This is a genomic window from Amycolatopsis sp. cmx-4-54, from assembly GCF_046548895.1.
Lineage (GTDB): Bacteria > Actinomycetota > Actinomycetes > Mycobacteriales > Pseudonocardiaceae > Amycolatopsis.
The window spans coordinates 163,584-184,112 of sequence record NZ_JAEBEJ010000004.1 but is presented as its reverse complement, the minus strand read 5'-3'; the positions used below and the strand labels follow the sequence as shown (position 1 = coordinate 184,112).

Genomic DNA, 20,529 nt, shown 5'->3' with positions numbered 1-20,529 from the left:
GCTACCCTAAGGCACGTGCCTTCTCCCACCACTGATCCTGTCGCCACCCGTCGCGTGTCCTTGTTGACCCTCGGTTGCGCCCGCAACGAGGTCGATTCCGAGGAACTCGCCGGACGGCTGGCGGCGGGTGGCTGGGAGCTCGCCGCCGAGCCCGAGGACTCCGACGTCGTGGTCGTCAACACCTGCGGCTTCGTCGAGTCCGCCAAGAAGGACTCGGTCGACACCCTGCTCGCGGCGTCCGACACCGGCAAGAAGGTCGTCGCGGTCGGCTGCATGGCCGAGCGCTACGGCAACGAGCTGGCCGAGAGCCTGCCCGAGGCCGACGCGGTCCTGGGTTTCGACCACTACGCCGACCTCGCGGAGCGTCTCGACGACGTCGTGGCCGGCCGCAAGGTCGAGTCCCACACCCCGTCCGACCGCCGCAAGCTGCTGCCGATCAGCCCGGTCCAGCGTCCGACGGCCGCCGAGTCGGTCGAGGTGCCGGGGCACGCACAGCACGGCTGGGGTCCGCGCGTGCTGCGCACCAGGCTCGACACGTCGCCGGTGGCCGCGCTGAAGATCGCGTCCGGCTGTGACCGGCGCTGTTCGTTCTGCGCGATCCCGTCGTTCCGCGGGTCCTTCGTGTCCCGGCAGCCGGACGAGATCGTCGCCGAGGCGATGTGGCTCGCGGAGAACGGCGTCAAGGAGGTCTTCCTCGTCTCGGAGAACTCCACCTCCTACGGCAAGGACTTCGGCCGCGACGGCGCCCGTGCGCTGGAGCTGCTGGTGCCGCGCCTGGCCGCGGTGCCCGGGATCGAACGCGTCCGCGTCTCGTACCTGCAGCCCGCCGAGACCCGCCCGGGCCTGGTCAAGGCCATCGCGACCACGCCGGGTGTCGCCGACTACTTCGATCTGTCCTTCCAGCACTCCAGCGAGACCGTGTTGCGCCGCATGCGCCGCTTCGGGTCCACGGACTCCTTCCTCGCGCTGTGCGACCAGATCCGGGAGTACTCGCCCAACGCCGGCATCCGCACCAACGTCATCGTCGGCTTCCCCGGCGAGACCGAGGAGGACCTCGCCGAGCTGGAGCGCTTCCTGAACGGCGCGCGGCTGGACGCGGTCGGCGTCTTCGGGTACTCGGACGAGGATGGCACCGAGGCCGAGACCTTCGACGGCAAACTCGACGAGTCCGTGGTGGCCGAGCGGGTCGCCCGGATCTCCGCGCTGGTCGAGGAGCTGACCTCGCAGCGCGCCGAGGACCGGATCGGCGACTTCGTCGACGTCCTCATCGAGCAGGCCGAGGACGGCGAGGACCCGATCGGCCGCGCCGCGCACCAGGCCCCCGAGGTCGACGGCGAGTGTGTCCTGATCGAGACCGAAGACCTGCCCCCGCTGGCGGTGGGTGACTTCGTGCGCTGCGAGGTCGTCGACTCCGAGGGTGTCGACCTGATCGTGCGGCCCGCGCCGCCCGAGGCCGACCGGTGAATGCCGCCCCGAGCGACGCCGGGGCCGGTGAGGGGACGGGTGGTGAGCACGCCCGGGTCCCCGAGGCCACCCCGGTCCCGACGCTGAACCTGGCGAACCTGCTCACGATGTCGCGGCTGGTGCTGGTGCCGCTGTTCGTGCTGGCGCTGTTCACCGGCGACGGGGCGGACACCTTCTGGCGCGCGATCGCCACCGCGCTGTTCGCGATCGCGTCGTTCACCGACCAGGTCGACGGCTGGGTCGCGCGCAAGTACGGGCTGATCACCGACTTCGGCAAGATCGCCGACCCGATCGCGGACAAGGCGCTGATCGGCGCCGCGCTGATCGGGCTGAGCGTGCTCGGCGAACTGGGCTGGTGGGTCACCATCGTCATCGCGATCCGCGAGATCGGCGTGACGTTGCTGCGGTTCTGGGTGATCCGGCACGGCGTCATCCCGGCCAGCCGGGGCGGCAAGGCCAAGACGCTCGCCCAGATCGCGGCCATCACCGCGTACCTGCTGCCCCTGCCCGTGGCCGCGGAGCCGGTGCGCTGGGTGCTGATGGGGCTCGCGGTCGTGCTGACCGTCGTGACCGGGCTCGACTACGTCGTGCGCGCGGTGCGGCTGCGCGCCGCCGGAAAGCGTGCCGCGGGAGCATGAACGCTGAGACCTTGATCACTCACCTGATCGAGCGCGGGGAGACGGTGGCGACGGCCGAGTCGCTGACCGCCGGACTCGTCTGCGCGACGCTGACCGAGGTCCCCGGGTCGAGTGCCGCCGTCCGGGGCGGGCTGGTGGTCTACGCCACCGACCTCAAGGCGAAGCTGGCCGGAGTCGACGAAGACCTCCTCGCCGCACATGGCGCCGTTCATCCCGAGGTCGCGGCACAATTGGCCGCCGGCGCACGGGATCGGTGCGGCGCCACCTGGGGGCTCGGCCTGACCGGAGTCGCGGGCCCGGACGGGCAGGACGGCGTCGAGCCGGGCACCGTCCACGTCGGCCTCGCGGGCCCGGGGGTGCTCACCGTCCGCACGCTGGACTTGAGCGGTGATCGAGCCTCGGTCAGGGCCGGTGCGGTTTCGGGCGCGTTCGCCCTGCTGGGGGAACATCTCGCATGATCGCCGCGTTCGCCCTTGGCGTATTGCCGTGTCAACACCTGCGCCCGGGGCACCGCTCTGGGTAACGTAGGGGGTAGTCAGTCCTGGAAGGGAGGCGCGTGATGACCGTGCTGTTGCGCGAGGCGATCGGCGACCGGCTCCGACACGCCCGCACGAACCAGCGTCGAACGCTGCGGGACATCTCCCGCGCCGCCAGGGTGAGCCTCGGTTACCTCTCCGAGGTCGAGCGCGGGCAGAAGGAGGCGTCCAGCGAGCTGCTGGCGTCCATTTGCGAGGCCCTGGACCTTCCGCTGGGTGAACTCCTGCACAAGGTCGCGGCGGACGTCTCGGCGATCGACAACGTCGAGGTCGCCCCGGTGGACGAGAAGGTCGAAGCCGGCAAGCGGCGCGCTCCGGAGCGGGAAGGCGCCGAAGCGGGCCTCGAAGGCGGCCGCCTGGTGTCCGAGCTGATCGGCAACGACCTGGCCGATCTGCGGATCTCGCCACCGCCGCGGATGAGCCCCGCACTGCGGACCACCATCTCCGCACCGAAGATGGTCGCCGCCTAGCGACGCTGTGAGCGGAAAAGGCCCCAGGCAATCCGCCTGGGGCCTTTTTCCGTCAGTTGTCGAACGTGCCCGCCTGGTAGGAGCCGCCCTTGGTGTGGGTGATGACGAGCAGCCGGTTGGCGGCGTTGATCATCGCGACCAGGTAGATCAGCGCGGCGACCTGGTCGTCGTCGTAGTGCTTGCGCACCTGGGCCCAGGTCTCGTCGGAGACACCCTTGTGCGCGTCGACGATCCGGCTGCCTTCCTCCGCGAGCGCCAGCGCGGCCTGCTCGGCCTCGGTGAAGACCGTGGATTCGCGCCAGGCGGCGACCAGGTTGACGCGGACCGCGGGTTCGCCGGCGGCCGCCAGGTCCTTGGCGTGGGCGTCGACGCAGAAACCGCAGCCGTTGAGCTGGCTGGCCCGCAGCGACACCAGCTCCTGCGTGACCTTCGGCAGGGTGGAGCCCTTGATGGCCACACTGACTCCTGCGAAGCGCTTGCCGAGCTTGGCGCCGAGCTCGTTGCTGTTCAGATCGAAACGGGAATCCATGATCTCGCCCTCTTCGTGGTCGTGTGCTGAACCGGATGACCACCAGATGCCGGCGGCCTCGCCCCGCTGACAGCACCGGGACGTGACGTGCGCCACGGCGTCGACCTGTCAGAAACCGAGGGGACGCGGCGTCTGGTGGGGACACCGTCGCCGAGAACAGGAGCCATCCATGTCCGACACCGCCACGGAGGCGTTCGTCGCCCACCGGAACCTGCTGTTCACCGTCGCCTACGAGATGCTCGGCTCGGCCGCAGACGCCGAAGACGTCCTCCAGGAGACGTGGCTGCGCTGGTCCGGGGTCGACCTCGGCACCGTGGAGAACCTGCGGGCGTACCTGGTCCGCGTCACCACCAGGCAGGCGCTCGGCAGGCTGCGCACGCTCGGCCGTCGCAAGGAGTCCTACGTCGGTCCTTGGCTGCCCGAACCCCTGCTGACCAGCCCCGACGTCGCCGACGACGTCGAACTGGCCGACAGCGTCTCGATGGCCATGCTGCTGGTGCTCGAGACCCTCGCCCCGACCGAACGCGCGGTGTTCGTGCTGCGCGAGGTGTTCGACGTGCCCTACGGCGAGATCGCCGAAGCGGTCGGCAAGACCCCGGCCGCGGTCCACCAGATCGCCCACCGGGCGCGGGCGCACGTCGCCGCGCGGAGGCCGCGTGGTGCCGCGTCGCCCGGAGAGACCAAGGACGTGCTCGACGCGTTCCACCGCGCGGTCCGTACGGGTGACCTGCAAGGACTGCTCGACGTTCTCTCGCCGGACGTCGTCTTCCTCGGCGACGGCGGCGGAGTGGCACAGGCCCTGCTGGAGCCCGTGGTCGGAGCCGCGCTGGTCGCGCCGCTGCTGGCCGCGAGCCGACCGGTCCGCGATGAGGCGGCGACGATGAGGACCGCGCAGGTCAACGGCCATCCCGCGCTGATCTTCCGGCTCGGTGACGAGGTCGACACCGTCGTCGCGCTGCGGGTGGAGGACGGGCTCGTCACCGGCCTCTACGCCGTGCGCAACCCCGAAAAGTTGTCACGGATGGACCAGGAGACGGCTCTGCGCCGCTGACTCCGGCCGTTTTCACTCACGGTGAACCCGAAAGGTCGTGGACATCACAGTCAGGGGGATCCCTGAATTCCGTCGGGGTCGCCTGGAACGCGGGACGCCGACCTGACACGATGGAACTCAACGCCGGGGTCGGGACGTTGCAACATCACAGAGGGGACGCCCCACCTCGAGGTAACAGCCCGTGGGATGCGAGAAGGCAGGCGGAGGAGATGGCCAACCCGTTCGTGAAGTTCTGGAAGTACATGATGGCGGCGTTCTCGTCGAAGATCGACGAGCACGCCGACCCGAAGGTACAGATCCAGCAGGCCATCGAGGAGGCGCAGCGCAATCACCAGTCGCTGACCCAGCAGGCCGCCTCGGTGATCGGTAACCAGCGCCAGCTGGAGATGAAGCTGAACCGCCAGCTCGGCGACGTGGAGAAGCTGCAGGCTTCGACCCGCCAGGCGCTGGTGCTCGCCGACGAGGCGCGCGCCAAGGGCGACGAGCAGAAGGCGACCGAGTTCGAGAACGCCGCGGAGAGTTTCGCCGCGCAGCTCGTCACGGCCGAGCAGAGCATCGAGGACCTGAAGACCCTGCACGACCAGTCGCTCCAGGCTGCGGCGCAGGCGAAGAAGGCCGTCGAGCGCAACGCGACCATGCTGCAGCAGAAGCTGGCCGAGCGCACCAAGCTGCTCTCGCAGCTGGAGCAGGCGAAGATGCAGGAGCAGGTCTCCGCTTCGCTGAACCAGATGAGCGAGTTGGCGGCGCCGGGCAACACCCCGTCACTGGAAGACGTTCGCGACAAGATCGAGAAGCGCTACACCACCGCGCTGGGCTCGGCCGAACTCGCACAGAACTCCGTCCAGGGCCGGATGATGGAGGTCCAGGCCTCCACGACGCAGCTCGCGGGGCACTCGCGGCTGGAGCAGATCCGCGCGTCCATGAAGGGTGACTCCGTCGCTCAGGTGACCGACGGCAAGACCGCCGCCGCGGCGCCGAAGGCGTCGTCGGGCTCCGCGGACATCCAGCGTGAGATCCAGGCACGGGTTCAGGCCGAACAAGGCAAGAACCCCGCCTGACACACCACCTAGAGCCGGTCCCGCGCCCACGCGGGTGCGGGACCGGTCTCACCTGAAGACGGGGAGAGGCAATGGGCCAGGGCAGGCGCAAGGACTTCGGGGAGTTCACCGCCAAGCTTGAGAAGCACATCGAAAAGCTGCCCGACTACGCCCAGCGCGCGCAGGAGAAGCTGCAGCGCTACATCCCGCCGTCGGAGGAGGGTTCTTCGCGGCCCGCTCGGCCGGCGCCGCCCAGGCCGCGCCCGCAGATGCCCGCGATGCCCGCCATGCCGAAGATCTCCCAGCAGCTGACGACGATGGCCGCGGGCCAGATCCCGGTCGTCGCCGACGCGAAGGCCAAATGGGCGCGCTGGAACGAGCCCGCCGCCAAACTGGAGCGCCGCAAGCGCCGGACTTCGCGGGCGCTGACGTTCTGGATCCTCCTCACCTTCCTTTGTGGACTGTTCGCCGTCGTCGCGGGCACCGGCCTGTTGAAGGACGGCCAAGCCGACGTCCTCCAGGCCATCGCGGGCGGCGCGTTCGCCGTCATCTTCGGCACCTTCGGGGTCAAGTCGGGGCTGCGGCTGCGGGAGCTCAAGCGCACCGTGCTGCCCGCGGCGCCCGCCGCTCCGCCTCCGCTGCCTCCGGCGCGGTCCGTGGCGCGTGAGCCGATGGAGCGTCTCGTCGAGAGCGAGGCTTCGCTGGCGGAGCTGCTTCGCCAGCTTTCGCAGCCGACGTCGCTCGGCACCATGCCGGTCTCGGAGATCGCCGTGGCGGACGCCCGGACCACCGCGGCGGAAGCCGCGCAAGCGCTGCGCGGCCTGGCCGGCCGCATCCAGGCCATCGAACGCGGACGTGACGCGGCGCCCGAGCGGGAACGCGGCGCCCTCGACGCCGCCGTCAAGCAACTGCGCGAGCAGCTCGACGACGGCCTCGACGGCTACGGCGGTCTCGTCGCGGCCGCCGGGCACACCGTCGCCGCGAGCTCGGACGGCATGACGTCGTCCAAGGAGCAGCTGTCCGACGCGACCGACAAGCTCGCCGGCCTCGCGATGGCGCTGCGCGAACTCTCCTGAACCCGCGACACGTGTGATCAGACGGACGACACGCGTGATTGAACGGCGATCGCGGTGATGTCCGTCTGATCACGCGTGATCGCCCTACAATCACGAGTGTCGTCCGTCTGATCACATCGGGCACCGCGAGTCGGTAGCGTCTGAGCAGGCGCTTTCCTGGACCATCGTCTCATTCGTCGTCGCTAATACTCCATTGCGTAACGACTCGCTCACTGTGTGGTACCGAAACGCTCGCGTAACCCGGATCCGCTGGTGACGGCGCCTCGCGATGCCTAACGTTCCTTACATGCACGCAGTGCTCTTCCCAGCTCGGGCCTGAACCCAGCCCGCGTGAGCGGGCGTCCCAGGGTGGCGGACCGGACACAGTGGATCTCGCGCAGTGGTCTTTCTCGTCCCCACCGAGGAAAGGACGCCCAGTGACGACGCTCCCCCCGGAACCAGAACCGACCCCCGCCCCTCCTCCCAGTTCCTATCTGCGCGTCATAGCCGCCTACGACCGGATCGCCGAGGTCGACCGGCCCGACGTCTGGATCACCCTCCGCCCGGTGGAAGACGCCCTCGTGGACGCGAAGGCGGTGGACGAACGTCTTCGCGCGGGCGCGGACCTACCGCTCGCGGGAACGCTGGCGGCGGTCGCCGACGTCATCGACGTCGCCGGCCTTCCCACGGCGGGGGAGGACGTCCGCTGTGCCGGCGCCACCTCCGTGTCCAGGCTGACCGCGGCCGGGGCGGTCGTGATCGGCAAGACCAATTGCGACCGGTTCGGCAGCGACCTCGAGCACACGCACAGCCCGTACGGCGCCGTGAGCGCCGCGCTGAACACCGAGCGGGTCTCCGGGAGCGCGAGCAGCGGTGCGGCCGTCGCCGTCGCGCTCGGCCTCGTCGACCTGGCGGTCGGCACGGACACGGCCGGTGCTGGCCGGGTTCCCGCTTCCCTCAACGGGATCGTCGGGTTGAAACCGACGATGGGCCTCGTGCCGAAGACCGGCGCCCCGCCGTGCGGCGGGATCGCCCTCTTCGCCCGCAGCCTCACCTTGGGGCAGCGCGCGCTGGGACTGATGACCGGTCCCGACGGGATCGACCCGCTTACCCGCGACTGGCCCCCGGACGTCCGGCTGTCCGCGGGCGACCGGCCGCGGGTGGCGATCCCCGGCTCCGACACGCTCACCGCCCTGTCGCTGCAGTCCCGGTCCGCCTTCCTCGGCGCGGTTTCGGCGCTGCGGGCGTCCGGCGCGCGGGTGGAGACGGTGGAGGTCTCGGCGCTGCTGACGCTGGGCGGGTTGATCCACGACGACGGCTTCACCGCCGACAGGCTGCGTGTCGCCGAGGCGGGGATGCTCGCGCTCCGGATGCTGTCGGAGTACGACGCCCTCGTGCTCCCGACGGTCGCGGATCATCCCTCGGTCGCCGAGGCACTGTCCGATCCGGACGGTGTCGCGAAACGGCTGGAGCGGTTCACGGCGTTCGTCAACCTGCTCGACCTCGCCGCGGTCACGGTGCCGTCGTCGCCGTCGGATCTGGGACCGTACGGGGTTTCGGTGGTGGTGCGGCCGTTCGACGACCAGGTCGCCATCGACCTCGCCGCCGTGCTCACCGACGAACAGGCCGATTTCCCTTATCCCGCACCGGGTGCGAACCTCGTGGTGTTCGGCGCGCAGCTGCGCGGGCAGCCGTTGAACGGAAGCCTGGTCGCCGCGGGGGCCCGGTTCACCGGCCTGGTCCAGACCGGCGAGGGCTACCGGATGCTGTTGCTGCCCACCGATCCGCCCCAGCCGGGGGTGGTGCCGGTAAGCGCCACGGGCGAGCACACGATGCTTTCGGGTGAACGCTGGCGGCTCTCGCCCGCCGCGCTCGGTGCCTTCGCGGCCACGCTGCCCGCCCCGTTCGTCCTAGGCCGGATCCGGCTGGAGAACGGGGAGACGCCGCTGGCGGTCCTTTGCGACCAGGCCGCCGCGGCGACGGCGACGGAGCTGACGAGATACCAGTGCTGGCGCGCCTACCTGAGGTTCGTCAGTACGGCCGGGCCGCGAGACCTCGGGCGACCCGCTTGACCAGACCGGGACCGTGCAGGGCGAAACCGGTGTAGAGCTGGACGAGACCGGCGCCGGCGTCGAGCATCCGGGCGGCGGCGCCGGCGTCGAAGATCCCGCCGACGCCGATGATCGGCAGCTTGCCGCCGGTCTCGTCGTGCACGAACCGCACCACCTCGACCGAGCGCGCGGTGAGCGGGCGGCCGGACAACCCGCCCGCCTGCTCGCCGACGGCGGCCTCCGGCGGGGCGATCCCTTCGCGGGACAAGGTCGTGTTGGTCGCGATCAGCCCGGCGACACCGTGGCCGAGGCAGACCTCCAGCAGTTCCGCGAGCGCCTCGTCCGTGAGGTCGGGAGCGACCTTCACCAGCACCGGAGTCGGCGTCGCGTCGCCGGCGAGTTCGGCCGACGTCTTCCGCAGTTCGGCGAGCAGCTCGGCCAGCGCGGACTTGTCCTGCAGGGCCCGCAGTCCCGGCGTGTTCGGGGAACTGACGTTGATCGCGAAGTAGTCGGCGTACGGATACAGCGCCCGCAGCGAGAACCGGTAGTCCTCGACGGCTTCGTCGAGCGGGGTCACCTTGGACTTGCCGATGCTGACGCCGAGCGGCACGGGCGGTTTCCCGGTCGCGGCGAGGCGGGCGGCGAGCGCCTCCGCGCCTTCGTTGTTGAAGCCCATCCGATTGATCACCGCGTCGGTCTCGGCGAGGGTGAACAGCCGCGGTTTGCCGTTGCCCGGCTGCGGATGCCGGGTGACCGTGCCGACCTCGACGAAACCGAAGCCCAGCGCGGGCCAGGCGTGCAGGGCGCGGCCGTTCTTGTCCATCCCGGCGGCGAGGCCGACCCGGTTCGGGAAGCGGAGCCCGAGGAAGGTGAGCGGATCGTCCGTCCGGTAGACGCGGCCGAGGGCGGCGAGCGCGGGGGAGACCCGGCTCAGCCTGGCGAGCGTGCCGATGGTGCGTTCGTGCACGGTTTCGGGGTCGCTGCCGGAGACCCGGTAGAGCGCGGGGCGGACGATCTTGTCGAAGAGCACGGCCCCATCATGCCTGGTGGCGTGTAGGCCGTGTCCGGCAAGTCTGTCCGCGGTCTCCGCGCCCAGGTGGTTCCTGACGGCACGGGCGGATGCGGCCGAGTACGACCCGGTACGAGGCCGATCCGCCCGCACCGCCAGGAACCACCTGGATCACGAAGCCCATCGAACAGACTTGCCGGACGCGGCCTAGCGGCTCGCCTTCCACTCGTCTTCGAGCATCGCGAAGACGAGTTCGTCACACCACTCGCCCTTCACGATCTCGTTCTGCCGCAGATGGGCCTCCTTCTTCATGCCGAGGCGTTCCATCAGCGCGGCGGAGGCGGTGTTGCGGCCGTCACAGCGGCCGATGATCCGGTGCAGTCCGAGGTCTTCGAACCCGAGCCGCAGCACTTCGACGGCGGCCTCGGCGGCGAGCCCCTTCCCGTGGTGATCGGGGTGGAAGACGAAGCCGATCTCGCCCTGGCGATGCTCGCTGCTGAGGTATTCGAGGTTCAGATCGCCGATCAGCTGCCCGGTCTCGGTCAGTTCCGCGGCCACCGCGAGGAACTGGCCTTCCTTCGACAGGCTGGTGCTGTGCACCCGTTTGGCGAGCGCGGCGGCGGATTCGGCCCGGCTGCGCGGGCCCCAGTAGAGGTAGCGGGCGACGTCGGCGCGGGACTGGAAGGAGTTGAGTTCGTCGAGATCCGCCGGGGTGAAGGCCCGGAGGGTCAGGCGCTGGGTGATGATCGGGAAATCGGGCCTCAGCATGGTGTCAGGCTATCGGAGTCGGCGGGGTTCCCGGGGCGGAACCGCGGCGGACGGTCCTTCGGGGCGGCGGGCGGCACACCCGGAAACAGGGGTACCCCCGAGGCGGCTCCCGGACGCCGGAATCGGCGGCCGGGCCCGAGCCGGACCGGTGCTCGGGAACCTCGGGGGCCCGGTGACTGCCTGGTATTCGCTATCAGGCATCACGCGAAGCAGAGACGACGAGCCGAAGGTGGCTCCAACTTGCGTTGTATCGCTGCTCTGAAGTCCTACGCGTGGGGTCCGCTAGCGGACAGCCACCTCACGAGTCCTGTTGGAATACAACTTTGGACCACCTCCTCTCTCGTGTACCGCCAAACTATGCGAGGAGTTCGGGGTCCTGCAACAGGATTTCTTCGATCTCCGCCGTGAGGGCGGTCTTGTCCGCCGACGGCAGAAAAGCGGCTTCCACGGCATTCTTCGCGAACAGGGCGATTTCGGCCGCCGTCAGCTCGAGGGCTTCGGCCACCGCCACGTACTCGCCGTCGAGGGTGGCACCGAACATCGGCGGGTCGTCGGTGTTGAGCGTGACCGGCACGCCGTGATCGAGCAGCCGTCGCACGGGATGCGCCGCGATCGACGCGCACTGCCCGGTCGCTACGTTCGACGTGGGGCAGACCTCCAACGGGATCCGTTGCACGGCAAGGTATTCCAGGAGCGACGGATCGGTGTGCGCGCCGATGCCGTGCCCGATCCGCTCGGCGCCGAGATCGTGCACCGCCGACCAGACGGTGGCGGGCCCGGTGGTCTCGCCCGCGTGCGGGACGCTGTGCAGCCCCGCCTCCCTGGTCGTGGTGAAGAAGGGGGCGAACTGAGCGCGGCCGACACCCACCTCGGGGCCGCCGAGCCCGAACGACACCAGGCCTTCGGGGCGTTCGCGGAGCGCGAACACCACCGTCTCCCGGCCGGCGACGACCCCTTTCTCGCCGGGAATGTCGAAGCACCAGGCCAGTTCCACGCCGTGGTCCGCGCGCGCCGCCGCCCGCCCGGTCGCGAGACCGGTGAGGAGATCGTCCGTCGACATCCCGTCGAGGACGTGGTTGTACGGCGTCACGGTCACTTCCGCGTAGCGCGCGTTCTGCGCGGCCAGATCCGCCGCCAGCCCGGTCACGAGGGTGTGGATGTCGCGGGCGTCGCGTACCAGCGACGTCACCGCCAGGTAGTTGCGGAGGAAATGCGGGAAATCGCGGAAGGTGAAGAACTCGGCGAGCGCCGACGGCTCCGTCGGCACCCCCGCGGACGGGCGGCGGCGGGCCAGTTCCAGCACCGTGGGCAGGCTCGCCGAACCGACGAGGTGGACGTGGAGTTCGACCTTGGGCAGGGCGTGCACGAACGCGCGCAGCGCCGTGCCGGTGAGGATTCCGGGCATGACAAAGCTCCCTGGGATGAAGAAGTGAAGGTGACGTGCGGAGGGAGCGGGCGGCTCAGGGAGCGAGGTCGCCGCGTTCGGTGTCGGCCCCGTAGAGCGGGAGCTTGAACAGCGTCACGAGGCCAGCTTAGCCGCTCGGAGCGGGTCCTGACTGACATTTCGGGCAGAACCAGGTCGGCCTCGCCTGGTGTCCGGCGCCCTGGGGAGCGACCTTGAGCCGTCCGCCGCAGCGGAAACAGCCCTGTTTGGTCCGCTCGTAGACCCAATGTTCCCGGCCGCGGCGCAGATCGCCGGTGGTGGTCTGCGAAGTGCGCCAGGCGTTGCTCTTGAGCAGCTTGCGCCCGAGCGCGACCGTCTTCGCCGAGTCCACTTCGGACACCGGAGTCCACGGCGTGACGCCGAGCAGGAAGCACATCTCGACCTTGTACATGTTCCCGATCCCCGCCATGATCCGCTGATCCAGCAGGGCGTCGCCGAGTTCGCGGGCCGGGTCCGCGGCCAGCGCGGCCGCCGCCCGCCCGGCGAGTTCGTCCGTCCATTGTGGATCGAGCAGATCCGGGCCGAGGTGCCCGACCAGCCGGTCTTCTTCGTCCGTGGGCACCAGTTCGAGATCGTGCACGCGGAAACCGATCGCCTGCAGATCCTCGGTGGCGAGGATGACCCTCGCCTGGTGGGCCGGATGCCGCCAGCGCGCGCCGGCCCGGTAGACGGCCCACTTGCCGTCCATGCGCAGATGGCTGTGGAGGGTGAGACCGCCGGAGAGCCGCGTCAGCAGATGCTTGCCGACCGTGCCGACGCCGAGCACGTCGAGTCCGGCGAGATCCGTCGTGGCCAGCCGAGGGACCCTGAACTCGCCTCGCAGCAGGGTCTTCCCGGCCAATGCCTTGTCGAGGACCTTGCCGGCGAGGAAGACGGTGTCGCCTTCGGGCATCGGACGTCAGCCCGTGCCGGTGTCGCTCAGCTTGGCGGGCGCTTCGGTGGGCTCGGGCCCTTCGTCGCCACGGACGCGATGCCGTCCGGCCCGGCTCGAGCGCAGGACCTTCGCCAGCACCATGTTGAAGGTGAGCGCGATCTCCTGCGCGCCGGGGGAGTGCCACTCGTGGATCGGGCTGCACGCGCCTTGGGCCTGCTGCACCGCGAGCCGGTCCGGGATCGCCGTCGGCATCACGAGCGGACCGAAGTTCTCCCGCAGTTCGGCCACGCGGAACTGGTGCTCGTAGGAGCGCACGCGGAGCTTGTTGACCACGACGCCGATCGGCCGCAACCCCGGGTTCTGCTCCTCGCGGATCTTCTCGATCGCCTCCAGGGCGCGGCGGGCACCGGAGACGGCGTACATCGTCGGCTCGGTGACGATCAGGGCGCTGTCCGCGGCCACCAGGGCGGAGCGGGTCAGCCTGCCGAGTGACGGCGGGCAGTCGAGGATCACCAGTTCGTAGGGTTCCTCGCGCAGCGGATTCGTGTGCAGCTCGTCGAGCGCGCGGGAGAGGTTCTCCAAGCGGCGGTTGTCGGCGTCCGGTTCGTTGAGCATCTCCAGCTCTTCGGCGCCGACGAGGACGTCGATCCGGTCGCTCCACACGCTGGGCGCGATCGCGCGTTCGAGCACCGAGCGCACCGGCGTCTCCAGGACGTCGGCCAGCGTGCGATCGGTGAAGGGCGGGTCCAGCGAGGTGGTGGCGTTGCCTTGCGGGTCGAGGTCGGCCACGAGAGTCCGGGCGCCCCTACGCAGCGCGGCGGACGCGACACCGAGGGCGACCGTCGTTTTACCGACGCCACCCTTCAGGCTGAGAACAGCGACCGTGTGCACTCGATACAGCCTACGGGCAGTCGGCGGGGTGGCTCCTTGGCAAGGTGTCGAACACCGCATCGGACTACACCCGGCGGGCCGGCGAAGGCGGGCATTACCCTGTGCGTTTATGAAGACGGACACCGTGGCCACGCGGGGATCGGGGGCGGTTCGCCGGGTTCTCGAAGCAGAACTCCGGGCCGCACGGGCGCGAGGCGCGCAACAGCCGCACGTCGTCGACGTCGGCGGCGGCAGCGGCGGCTGGGCGGTGCCGCTGGCCTCGGCGGGTTGCCTGGTGACCGTGGTCGAGCCGAACCCCAACGCGCTGGCGACCCTGCGCCGCCGCGCCGAGGAAGAGGGCGTCTCCGGCAGCATCACGGTGATCGCTGACGACTCCGACGCGCTCAGTGCCCACGTCGAAGCCGCCTCGGCCGACCTCGTGCTCGCGCACGGGCTGCTCGAAGTCGTCGACGACCCGGCGCTCGTGCTCGCCGCGCTGGCCGCCGCGGTCAAACCCGGCGGCGCGGTGTCGGTGCTGGTGGCGAACCGGCACGCCGCGATCCTGCAGCGCGCGCTGGCCGGACGGCTCGGCGAGGCGCGGGAACTCCTCGCGGCCGACAGCGGCGTCCTCGGCGGCGGCCGGGAGACCGTGCTGCGGCGCTTCGACGCGGAGGGCCTCCGCGCCCAGCTGGTGGCGGTCGGGCTCGAGGTGACGTCGCTGCAGGGCGACGGTGTCGTGGCGGACTTCGTGCCCGGTGGGGTGCGGGAAGAGGACCTGGCGGAGTTCGAGCTGGCGGCGGCGTCGGTTCCGCCGCTGCGGGACATCTCCAGCCGGCTGCACGTCCTTGCCCACCGTCCCTGACTTGGCATGCGCGTGAAGGCCCCCTCGGGTCTGACCGTCACTCACGAGACTGTCGGTGGTCCGGGCTAGCTTCTGTCCGTGGGACGAAACGCTGAACTGCCCGGCGGGATGGCCCGCTACCGCGTGACGACCGGGGCCACCACCTGGCCCGACGACACCGGCTGCGGCCTGCTGCACGTCGACATGGACGCCTTCTTCGTGTCCTGCGAGCTGCGCACGCGCCCGGAGCTGGCGGGCAAGCCGGTGGTCGTCTCCGGTGGCGGGCCGAGGTCCGTCGTCGCGGCGGCGAGCTACGCGGCACGCGAGTTCGGCGTCCGGTCGGCCATGCCGTTCTCGACGGCCAAGCGGCTCTGCCCGCAGCTGATCTGCATCACGCCGACGCCGGGGCTCTACGGCGAGGTCTCCAAGGGCGTCATGGGGATTTTCCGCGAGCTGACGCCGCTGGTGGAGCCGCTGAGCCTGGACGAGGCGTTCCTGGACGTCAGCGGGGCACTCAAGCGGCTGGACTCCTCGCCCGCGCGGCTCGGCGCCTGGATCCGGGAACGGGTGGCCGCCGACTTCGGCATCAGCTGCTCGGTCGGCGTCGCGAAGGTCAAGTTCGTCGCCAAGCTGGCGTCCGGGATGGCCAAACCGGACGGCATGGTCGTCGTGCCGTCGGCCGAGACGCTCGCGTTCCTGCGTCCGCTGCCGGTGTCGGCGCTGTGGGGCGTCGGCAAGCGCACCGAGGAGCAGCTGCGCCAGCAGGGCCTCGACACCGTCGCCGACGTCGCGGCCGCTCCGCTGTCCAGGCTGCGGCGGTCGCTCGGGCGGGCGCTGGGAGACCATCTGTACGCGCTCGCGAACGGGCACGACGAGCGCGAGGTGGTCCCGGAGTCGCCGGACAAGTCGATCGGCGCCGAAGTGACCTTCGACGTGGATCTCCACGACCGCTCGGCGCTCGGGCTGGAACTGCTCCGGCTGTCGGAGCGCGTCGCCGCCACCCTGCGCCGCCGCGGGCTGCGCGGGCGGACGGTGTCGATCAAGGTCCGGTTCGCGGACTTCAAGACGATCACCCGTGCCAGGACAACCGCCGTCGGAGTGGACGTGGCCCGCGACATCCACCGCACCGCCGTCGAACTCCTCACCGAGCACGCGCCGACGGGCGCAGTCCGCCTGATCGGGGTAAGGGTCGAGGGATTGGACACGGAGAGTGATGGAGAGCAGCTGCTTTTCGCGTCACCCGAACCCCGTTGGCGGGATGCGGAAGTCGCCGCCGACGTCGCGAGGTCGAAGTTCGGTGCCGCCGCGGTGCGGCCCGCGTCACTGCTGACCCCCCGTGACCAGTGACTTCGCCTGCTCGACCGGCTTCGAGAGGGCCGAGCCGGGTGGTTTCGCCCAATTCGATCCCTTCTGGATACGGGATCGGGTAGTCGGACGAGCGTGGGGCTCGTATCCTGGACAGAGACACCCCGCCTGGGGTTGTCTGTTGGGTCCATGACGTTGCGCGGCCCGGCGCCCGCGACAGCTGTGCCGGAGGAGGAAAGATGCCACTCTCCGAGCATGAGCAGCGGCTGCTCGATCAGATCGAGCGCGAGCTCTATGCCGAGGACCCCAAGTTCGCATCCACGGTGCGAGGCACCCGGTTGCGCCGCCCCGCCCGCCGACGGCGTTTGCAGGGCATCGCCCTGTTCGTAGTGGGCGTCGCACTGTTGGTGCTCGGCGTGGTGGTCAACATCCGGGTCGCCGAGATCCCCGTGATCAGCGTGCTCGGGTTCCTCGTGATGTTCTTCGGAGTCATGATGGCCGTCACGTCGATTCGGCAAGGAGCCGAAACGGAAGGCGGCAAGGACAGCGGTGGCCCGGGGGCGGGCGGAGGTGGCGGCAAGACGTCGCCGCGCCGAAGCTCCTTCACCCAGCGCATGGAAGAGCGCTTCCGCCAGCGCTTCGAGGAGCAGTAGCTCCCACACACGCGAACATGCCGGCAGGGCGATGCCTTGCCGGCATGTTCGCGTTGTCCTGTCTCGCGTGAAGGGCCCCCTTCCCTCGGCTCAGCCGAGGGAAGGGGGCCTTCACGCGCTTCTGCGGGGGGCGGCTACTTGCCGCGCCGCAGCGACCGCGGGAACAGACGGCCCTTCCACGACATCGGCGCGTTCCGCTTCAGGCTCTTGCGAACCTCGTCGAAGGCCGGGCCCAGCGTCAGGTCGTCCGTGGGCTGGTCCGAGTACCAGGACCGCTCCACGACACCGATGACCGTCCGCAGGCTGGTGCGGCCCTCCTCGTCCAGCCGGTGCTTTTCGACGACCTTCCGGCCCGCCACGCGCACCGTGTCGCCGTCGGAGAGCGGCAGGCCGCGGTCCGCGCATTCGTCCATCAGTTCGCGCCACGCCGCGTCGGCCGCGGCGGGGGAGCGGGACGCGATCTTCTGCAGCCGCAGCCGTCGCTTGATCTCCCGGATCGTCGTCGGCGTGCCGAGCCCGCCGAGGACGACCACCAGCGCCAGCGCGAACCACCACGACACCCACGCCGCCAGGAACGCGAACGCCGCCACCCACAGCCCGATCACGATCAGCGGCAGCCAGTTCGTCACCTTCTGGTTGTCCAGGAACCCGCCGTCCTCCCGGATCGGGGCAGGCGCGTCCGGGCCTGGGGACCGGGCGGGTGACGAGCGCAGCAGCGCCCGGTATCTCAAACGCGACCGCACGATCATCACCACGGTCAGCGCGGCCGCCAGTCCACCGAGGATCCCGGCGAGGATCGCGGGCCACAGCGGCTCTTCCTCCTGCTGGCCGGTGCCGCCGTCCGCGCCGAGGTCGGCGCCGGGGTCGCGGGGTGTGCCGGTGGCGGGGGCGCTCGACGCGGGTGCGCTCGGCACCTCCTGGGTGTCGTTGGGCGTGGAGCTGCCGGTGTCGTTCTGCAGGTACGGCGGGACGACCCCGCGCCCGTCGAGCCGCGGGGTCGGGTCGAAGTTGACCCAGCCCTTCGTCTGGAAGTAGACCTCGACCCACGCGTGCGCGTCCTCGGAGGTGATCGAGAGGTAGTCGCCCTTCGGGGTCCCGGTGGAGAAGCCGATGGCGACCCGCGACGGGATGCCGACCGACCGCAGCATCACGGCCATCGCCGACGCGTACTGCTCGCAGAACCCGCGTTTGCCGTTGAGGATGAAGTCGGCGAGCGCGTCGGAGTCGGTGGCGTCCGCGGTCTTGGTGTCGTAGACGAATCCGTTCTGCGCGGTGAAGAACGACCAGAGTGCCTGCGCCTTGTCGAAGTTGTTGGACTCGTTTTCCGTCAGCTGCTTGGCCTTCGCGACCACGCGGGGATCGACGCGGTCGATCTGGGTTAACTGCAGCGGCACCTCGGCCAGGCGGGCGTCGTCGCGCCGGAGTTCGTCCTTCGTCGGGTTCTCGATGGACGCGGTCTCGGTGTAGGCCGGTGCGTTCTGCTTGGTCGTGGTGAACACGGCGCCGCCGACCGGGTCGTACAGCCAGTTGTCGGCCAGCCCGTTGATCGCCCGAGGCGCGCCGTAGATCGGCAGCCAGTTGTCGACCCAGTTCGTCGGTTCGATCCGGATGTCGCGCGCGGGACCGGAGCCGTCGTCGCCCGGAGCGGGCGGAAGGCCCTTGTTGGCCTGCACACCCTGCTGGGCGCGGCCGTTCTGCGCGAGCCCCCAGCCCTTGTTCGGCGTGTACGTGTCGAGGGTGAAGGCGCGCAGCAGCCGTTTGTCCGCGCCCATTCCGTAAACCTTGAACAGCTCCACGTTCTCGCCCTGGTCGAGCAGGCCGCGCAGCTGGGTGAACGGCTCGACGCCGTATCCGCCGGCACCGCCGCGGCCCGAGCCGGTCCCGCCGGGAAGGCTGCCGACCGTGCCGACCCCGGTGACGGCCGTGCCGATCACCAGGCCCATCGCGATCGCGGCGGCCACCACGCCGACGGGGGCCGACAACGTGCTCGCCGAGTTGCCCAGCCCTGGCGCGTCCCGGTTGCGCCAACGGCGATGCCGGTGGTTGCCGTCGACGGCGAGGAGGGCGGCGAAAGCGGCCGCGCCGAGCAGGAAAGTCCACCACGGCAGCATGTCCTCGGCCAGCGCGGCCGGGACGGCGTACACGCACAGCAGGACCAGGCCGGTCGCGGCGGGCGCGGCGGCGGCCACGGCCAGCGTGTCGACCAGGACCGCGACCAGGCCGATCGCGATGGTGATCAGGCAGAGGATCGGCGGGGTGCCCTCGATCGGCGGCAGGCCGACGCGGATCTGCTCGGCCGCCGCGGCGAGGACGCCGCGCAGTTCCCCGAACGCGTCCGGGCCGGGGAAGATCTTCAGGATCCCGCTGGTGGTGAACGCCCCGGTGATCAGCAACAGCAGCACCAGCAGCTGCGCCACGCCGACGACGATGGTCGGCGCGCGCAGCGAGCGCAGTGCGAGCCCGGTCGAGGCGATCAACACGACGGCGACCAGCAGGTAGCCGAACCACGCCCAGCCGGAGACGACGCCGGTGAGCGAGGTCGAGGCGAACAGCGTGGCGAGGCCGGCGGCGACCGGCGCGAGCACGCTGTTCGTCCAGGCGGGGGGAGGGGCGGCCGGGCGCGGTTTGGGGGTGTGCGGCAGGGGTGGCGCGGTCGCGGTCACAGGCCGCCTCCGATCAGCGTGCCCCGGCGGGTGGCCGTCTGGCAGAGCTCGGCCCAGATCTGCGGCATGGGCGAGCCGGGACCGGCGACGACGACGCCCCAGCCCGCGGCTCGCAGCAGCGCCACCGATTCCTCGGTGGCGGCGGCCCGGGTTTCGGGCCGGTTGACGCCGGGGGACCAGCCGGGGGTGTCGAGCAGCACGGCGAGGCTCCGGATCCCGCGCGGGCGGTACCGGGACAGCTCGTGCACGGATTCGTTGCTGACGGTGCCGAGCACCGCGATGAGTTCCTGTCCCTCGGCCGGGTCGTGGCCGAGGGTGATGTCGCGCTGGTGCGCGGGCTGGAGCGCGGCGAGGACGTCGAGCACGATGTTGTCGTAGTGCTCGCCACCCTCGCCGGGGGTGTCGGCCAGGGTCTGGCCGTGTTCGGTGATCAGCCGGACCCGGTGACCGGAGCGGCGCAGGTGCAGCGACACGGAAGCGGCGAACGAGACGGCCCATTCGAGGCTCGCCGCGGGGCCGGTGCCGTGATGCGCCGCCGCGCGGTGGTCCAGCAGCACCGTGGTGCCGCCGCGCCACGGCCGCTCCTCGACGCGGACCATGATCTCGTCGCGGCGGGCGGTCGAACGCCAGTGGACCTTCCGCAGGTCGTCCCCCTGCCGGTACTGCCGGACGATCACGTCCGATTCGCCCTGTCCGGCGTGCAGGCGGATGCTGCCGTCGTCCCCGGCCCCGATCCCGGCGCCGCTGGGCAGCCCCCACAGGCCGACCACCTTCGGCACGACGACCAGCCGGGAATGCCCGATCAGCTCACGTTCGAACTCGCACAGCCCGAACGGGTCGGTGATCGTCGCCCGCAGCGGACCGACCTGCTGGATCCCGCGCAGCACCGGCTGCAGCGGATAGCGCAGCGCGACCCGGCGGTGATGGGGGAGGCGTTCGACGACGAACCGCGGCCGCGAACCCAGCGCGTAGGGCACGCCGTCTTCGAGCAGGACCTCGCCGGCCGGGAGCCTGCCGTCGCGCCAGAGTTCGAGCTGGACCTCGCCCGGCGAACCGACCGCGACCCGTTCCGGGCGCAGCGAGCGGGCCGCGCCCAGCCGCAGCCGGGTCGCCGAGATGAAGTAGGCGACCAGCAGCGGCAGGGCGACGACGAACACCGCGACCCGCAGGAGATCCCGTTCGTTGAGCACGAACGAGCAAACCGCCGCGGCCAAGCCGGCGGCGAGAAGGCAGCGGCCGCGTGTGGTCAGGCCGGACAGAGCACGCAGCAT

At 70.7% G+C, this 20,529-nt stretch carries 19 protein-coding genes; 11 read left to right on the top strand and 8 right to left on the bottom strand.

The features are described from left to right. Positions 1–15: 15 nt before the first annotated feature. From rimO to ACLJQ7_RS14665, 4 genes are all read left to right on the top strand, one after another. Positions 16–1,464 carry a 30S ribosomal protein S12 methylthiotransferase RimO gene (gene rimO, locus ACLJQ7_RS14680; RefSeq protein WP_410648760.1) on the top strand — a complete coding sequence of 483 codons (1,449 nt, stop codon included), beginning with the start codon at positions 16–18 and terminating at the stop codon, positions 1,462–1,464. Continuing rightward, a complete protein-coding gene (gene pgsA / locus ACLJQ7_RS14675; RefSeq protein ID WP_410648759.1) occupies positions 1,461–2,102 on the top strand; it encodes a CDP-diacylglycerol--glycerol-3-phosphate 3-phosphatidyltransferase in 642 nt (213 codons plus the stop codon). The genes rimO and pgsA overlap by 4 nt, the downstream gene beginning before the upstream one ends. Next, positions 2,099–2,560, top strand: a complete 462-nt coding sequence (locus tag ACLJQ7_RS14670) for a CinA family protein (protein ID WP_410648758.1) — start codon at positions 2,099–2,101, stop codon at positions 2,558–2,560. Before pgsA ends, ACLJQ7_RS14670 begins: the two co-directional genes overlap by 4 nt. A gap of 101 nt (positions 2,561–2,661) precedes the next feature. Further along, complete coding sequence (locus ACLJQ7_RS14665) at positions 2,662–3,108, top strand: helix-turn-helix domain-containing protein (RefSeq protein WP_410648757.1); 447 nt, start codon at positions 2,662–2,664, stop codon at positions 3,106–3,108. Between the two features lie 52 nt (positions 3,109–3,160). On the opposite strand, the gene ACLJQ7_RS14660 is transcribed toward ACLJQ7_RS14665, so the two are convergent. Then, positions 3,161–3,637: a carboxymuconolactone decarboxylase family protein gene (locus ACLJQ7_RS14660; protein WP_410648756.1), complete on the bottom strand. Its 477-nt coding sequence runs from the start codon at positions 3,635–3,637 to the stop codon at positions 3,161–3,163. 169 nt (positions 3,638–3,806) lie between these two features. On the opposite strand from ACLJQ7_RS14660, the gene ACLJQ7_RS14655 reads away from it, so the two are divergent. The 4 genes from ACLJQ7_RS14655 (at position 3,807) to ACLJQ7_RS14640 (ending at position 8,852) form a co-directional block, all read left to right on the top strand. After that, positions 3,807–4,688 carry an RNA polymerase sigma-70 factor gene (locus ACLJQ7_RS14655; protein ID WP_410648755.1) on the top strand — a complete coding sequence of 294 codons (882 nt, stop codon included), beginning with the start codon at positions 3,807–3,809 and terminating at the stop codon, positions 4,686–4,688. 209 nt (positions 4,689–4,897) lie between these two features. Continuing rightward, positions 4,898–5,746 (top strand): PspA/IM30 family protein, encoded by an 849-nt coding sequence (locus ACLJQ7_RS14650; RefSeq protein ID WP_410648754.1) that lies wholly within the window; start codon positions 4,898–4,900, stop codon positions 5,744–5,746. Between the two features lie 71 nt (positions 5,747–5,817). Then, complete coding sequence (gene pspM, locus ACLJQ7_RS14645) at positions 5,818–6,801, top strand: phage shock envelope stress response protein PspM (protein ID WP_410648753.1); 984 nt, start codon at positions 5,818–5,820, stop codon at positions 6,799–6,801. A gap of 416 nt (positions 6,802–7,217) precedes the next feature. Then, complete coding sequence (locus tag ACLJQ7_RS14640) at positions 7,218–8,852, top strand: amidase family protein (RefSeq protein ID WP_410648752.1); 1,635 nt, start codon at positions 7,218–7,220, stop codon at positions 8,850–8,852. Here the strand turns inward: ACLJQ7_RS14640 and ACLJQ7_RS14635 are convergent. From ACLJQ7_RS14635 to ACLJQ7_RS14615, 5 genes are all read right to left on the bottom strand, one after another. Further along, entirely contained in the window at positions 8,812–9,861 is a 1,050-nt protein-coding gene (locus ACLJQ7_RS14635) for a quinone-dependent dihydroorotate dehydrogenase (protein WP_410648751.1), read from the bottom strand. The genes ACLJQ7_RS14640 and ACLJQ7_RS14635 overlap by 41 nt on opposite strands. Positions 9,862–10,047: 186 nt before the next feature. Then, positions 10,048–10,608, bottom strand: a complete 561-nt coding sequence (locus tag ACLJQ7_RS14630; RefSeq protein WP_410648750.1) for a GNAT family N-acetyltransferase — start codon at positions 10,606–10,608, stop codon at positions 10,048–10,050. A gap of 355 nt (positions 10,609–10,963) precedes the next feature. Further along, positions 10,964–12,013 carry an adenosine deaminase gene (gene add / locus ACLJQ7_RS14625; RefSeq protein ID WP_410648749.1) on the bottom strand — a complete coding sequence of 350 codons (1,050 nt, stop codon included), beginning with the start codon at positions 12,011–12,013 and terminating at the stop codon, positions 10,964–10,966. Between the two features lie 127 nt (positions 12,014–12,140). Beyond that, entirely contained in the window at positions 12,141–12,944 is an 804-nt protein-coding gene (locus tag ACLJQ7_RS14620) for a DNA-formamidopyrimidine glycosylase family protein (protein WP_410648748.1), read from the bottom strand. Between the two features lie 6 nt (positions 12,945–12,950). Beyond that, complete coding sequence (locus ACLJQ7_RS14615; RefSeq protein WP_410648747.1) at positions 12,951–13,817, bottom strand: ParA family protein; 867 nt, start codon at positions 13,815–13,817, stop codon at positions 12,951–12,953. Positions 13,818–13,926: 109 nt separating this feature from the next. On the opposite strand from ACLJQ7_RS14615, the gene ACLJQ7_RS14610 reads away from it, so the two are divergent. The 3 genes from ACLJQ7_RS14610 (at position 13,927) to ACLJQ7_RS14600 (ending at position 16,595) form a co-directional block, all read left to right on the top strand. Further along, complete coding sequence (locus ACLJQ7_RS14610; protein WP_410648746.1) at positions 13,927–14,658, top strand: methyltransferase domain-containing protein; 732 nt, start codon at positions 13,927–13,929, stop codon at positions 14,656–14,658. A gap of 108 nt (positions 14,659–14,766) precedes the next feature. Continuing rightward, positions 14,767–15,984, top strand: coding sequence for a DNA polymerase IV (gene dinB / locus ACLJQ7_RS14605; RefSeq protein ID WP_410649199.1), 1,218 nt, complete (start codon positions 14,767–14,769; stop codon positions 15,982–15,984). Between the two features lie 197 nt (positions 15,985–16,181). Beyond that, a complete protein-coding gene (locus ACLJQ7_RS14600; protein WP_410648745.1) occupies positions 16,182–16,595 on the top strand; it encodes a DUF3040 domain-containing protein in 414 nt (137 codons plus the stop codon). Between the two features lie 134 nt (positions 16,596–16,729). Here the strand turns inward: ACLJQ7_RS14600 and ACLJQ7_RS14595 are convergent, their stop codons facing one another. Both ACLJQ7_RS14595 and ACLJQ7_RS14590 read right to left on the bottom strand, forming a co-directional pair. Further along, positions 16,730–19,258, bottom strand: a complete 2,529-nt coding sequence (locus tag ACLJQ7_RS14595; protein ID WP_410648744.1) for a transglutaminaseTgpA domain-containing protein — start codon at positions 19,256–19,258, stop codon at positions 16,730–16,732. Beyond that, on the bottom strand, positions 19,255–20,529 hold the full coding sequence (locus ACLJQ7_RS14590) for a DUF58 domain-containing protein (protein ID WP_410648743.1): 1,275 nt from the start codon (positions 20,527–20,529) through the stop codon (positions 19,255–19,257). Before ACLJQ7_RS14590 ends, ACLJQ7_RS14595 begins: the two co-directional genes overlap by 4 nt.

Excerpts from the sequence above, each read along its gene's own strand:
- ACLJQ7_RS14610 (WP_410648746.1), top strand. The coding sequence starts at position 13,927 with ATGAAGACGGACACCGTGGCCACGCGGGGATCGGGGGCGGTTCGCCGG.
- ACLJQ7_RS14590 (WP_410648743.1), bottom strand. The coding sequence starts at position 20,529 with ATGCTGCGTGCTCTGTCCGGCCTGACCACACGCGGCCGCTGCCTTCTC.
- ACLJQ7_RS14655 (WP_410648755.1), top strand. The coding sequence starts at position 3,807 with ATGTCCGACACCGCCACGGAGGCGTTCGTCGCCCACCGGAACCTGCTG.
- dinB (WP_410649199.1), top strand. The coding sequence starts at position 14,767 with ATGGCCCGCTACCGCGTGACGACCGGGGCCACCACCTGGCCCGACGAC.
- ACLJQ7_RS14630 (WP_410648750.1), bottom strand. The coding sequence starts at position 10,608 with ATGCTGAGGCCCGATTTCCCGATCATCACCCAGCGCCTGACCCTCCGG.
- pspM (WP_410648753.1), top strand. The coding sequence starts at position 5,818 with ATGGGCCAGGGCAGGCGCAAGGACTTCGGGGAGTTCACCGCCAAGCTT.
- add (WP_410648749.1), bottom strand. The coding sequence starts at position 12,013 with ATGCCCGGAATCCTCACCGGCACGGCGCTGCGCGCGTTCGTGCACGCC.
- ACLJQ7_RS14600 (WP_410648745.1), top strand. The coding sequence starts at position 16,182 with ATGCCACTCTCCGAGCATGAGCAGCGGCTGCTCGATCAGATCGAGCGC.
- ACLJQ7_RS14660 (WP_410648756.1), bottom strand. The coding sequence starts at position 3,637 with ATGGATTCCCGTTTCGATCTGAACAGCAACGAGCTCGGCGCCAAGCTC.
- ACLJQ7_RS14620 (WP_410648748.1), bottom strand. The coding sequence starts at position 12,944 with ATGCCCGAAGGCGACACCGTCTTCCTCGCCGGCAAGGTCCTCGACAAG.
- ACLJQ7_RS14650 (WP_410648754.1), top strand. The coding sequence starts at position 4,898 with ATGGCCAACCCGTTCGTGAAGTTCTGGAAGTACATGATGGCGGCGTTC.
- ACLJQ7_RS14665 (WP_410648757.1), top strand. The coding sequence starts at position 2,662 with ATGACCGTGCTGTTGCGCGAGGCGATCGGCGACCGGCTCCGACACGCC.
- ACLJQ7_RS14670 (WP_410648758.1), top strand. The coding sequence starts at position 2,099 with ATGAACGCTGAGACCTTGATCACTCACCTGATCGAGCGCGGGGAGACG.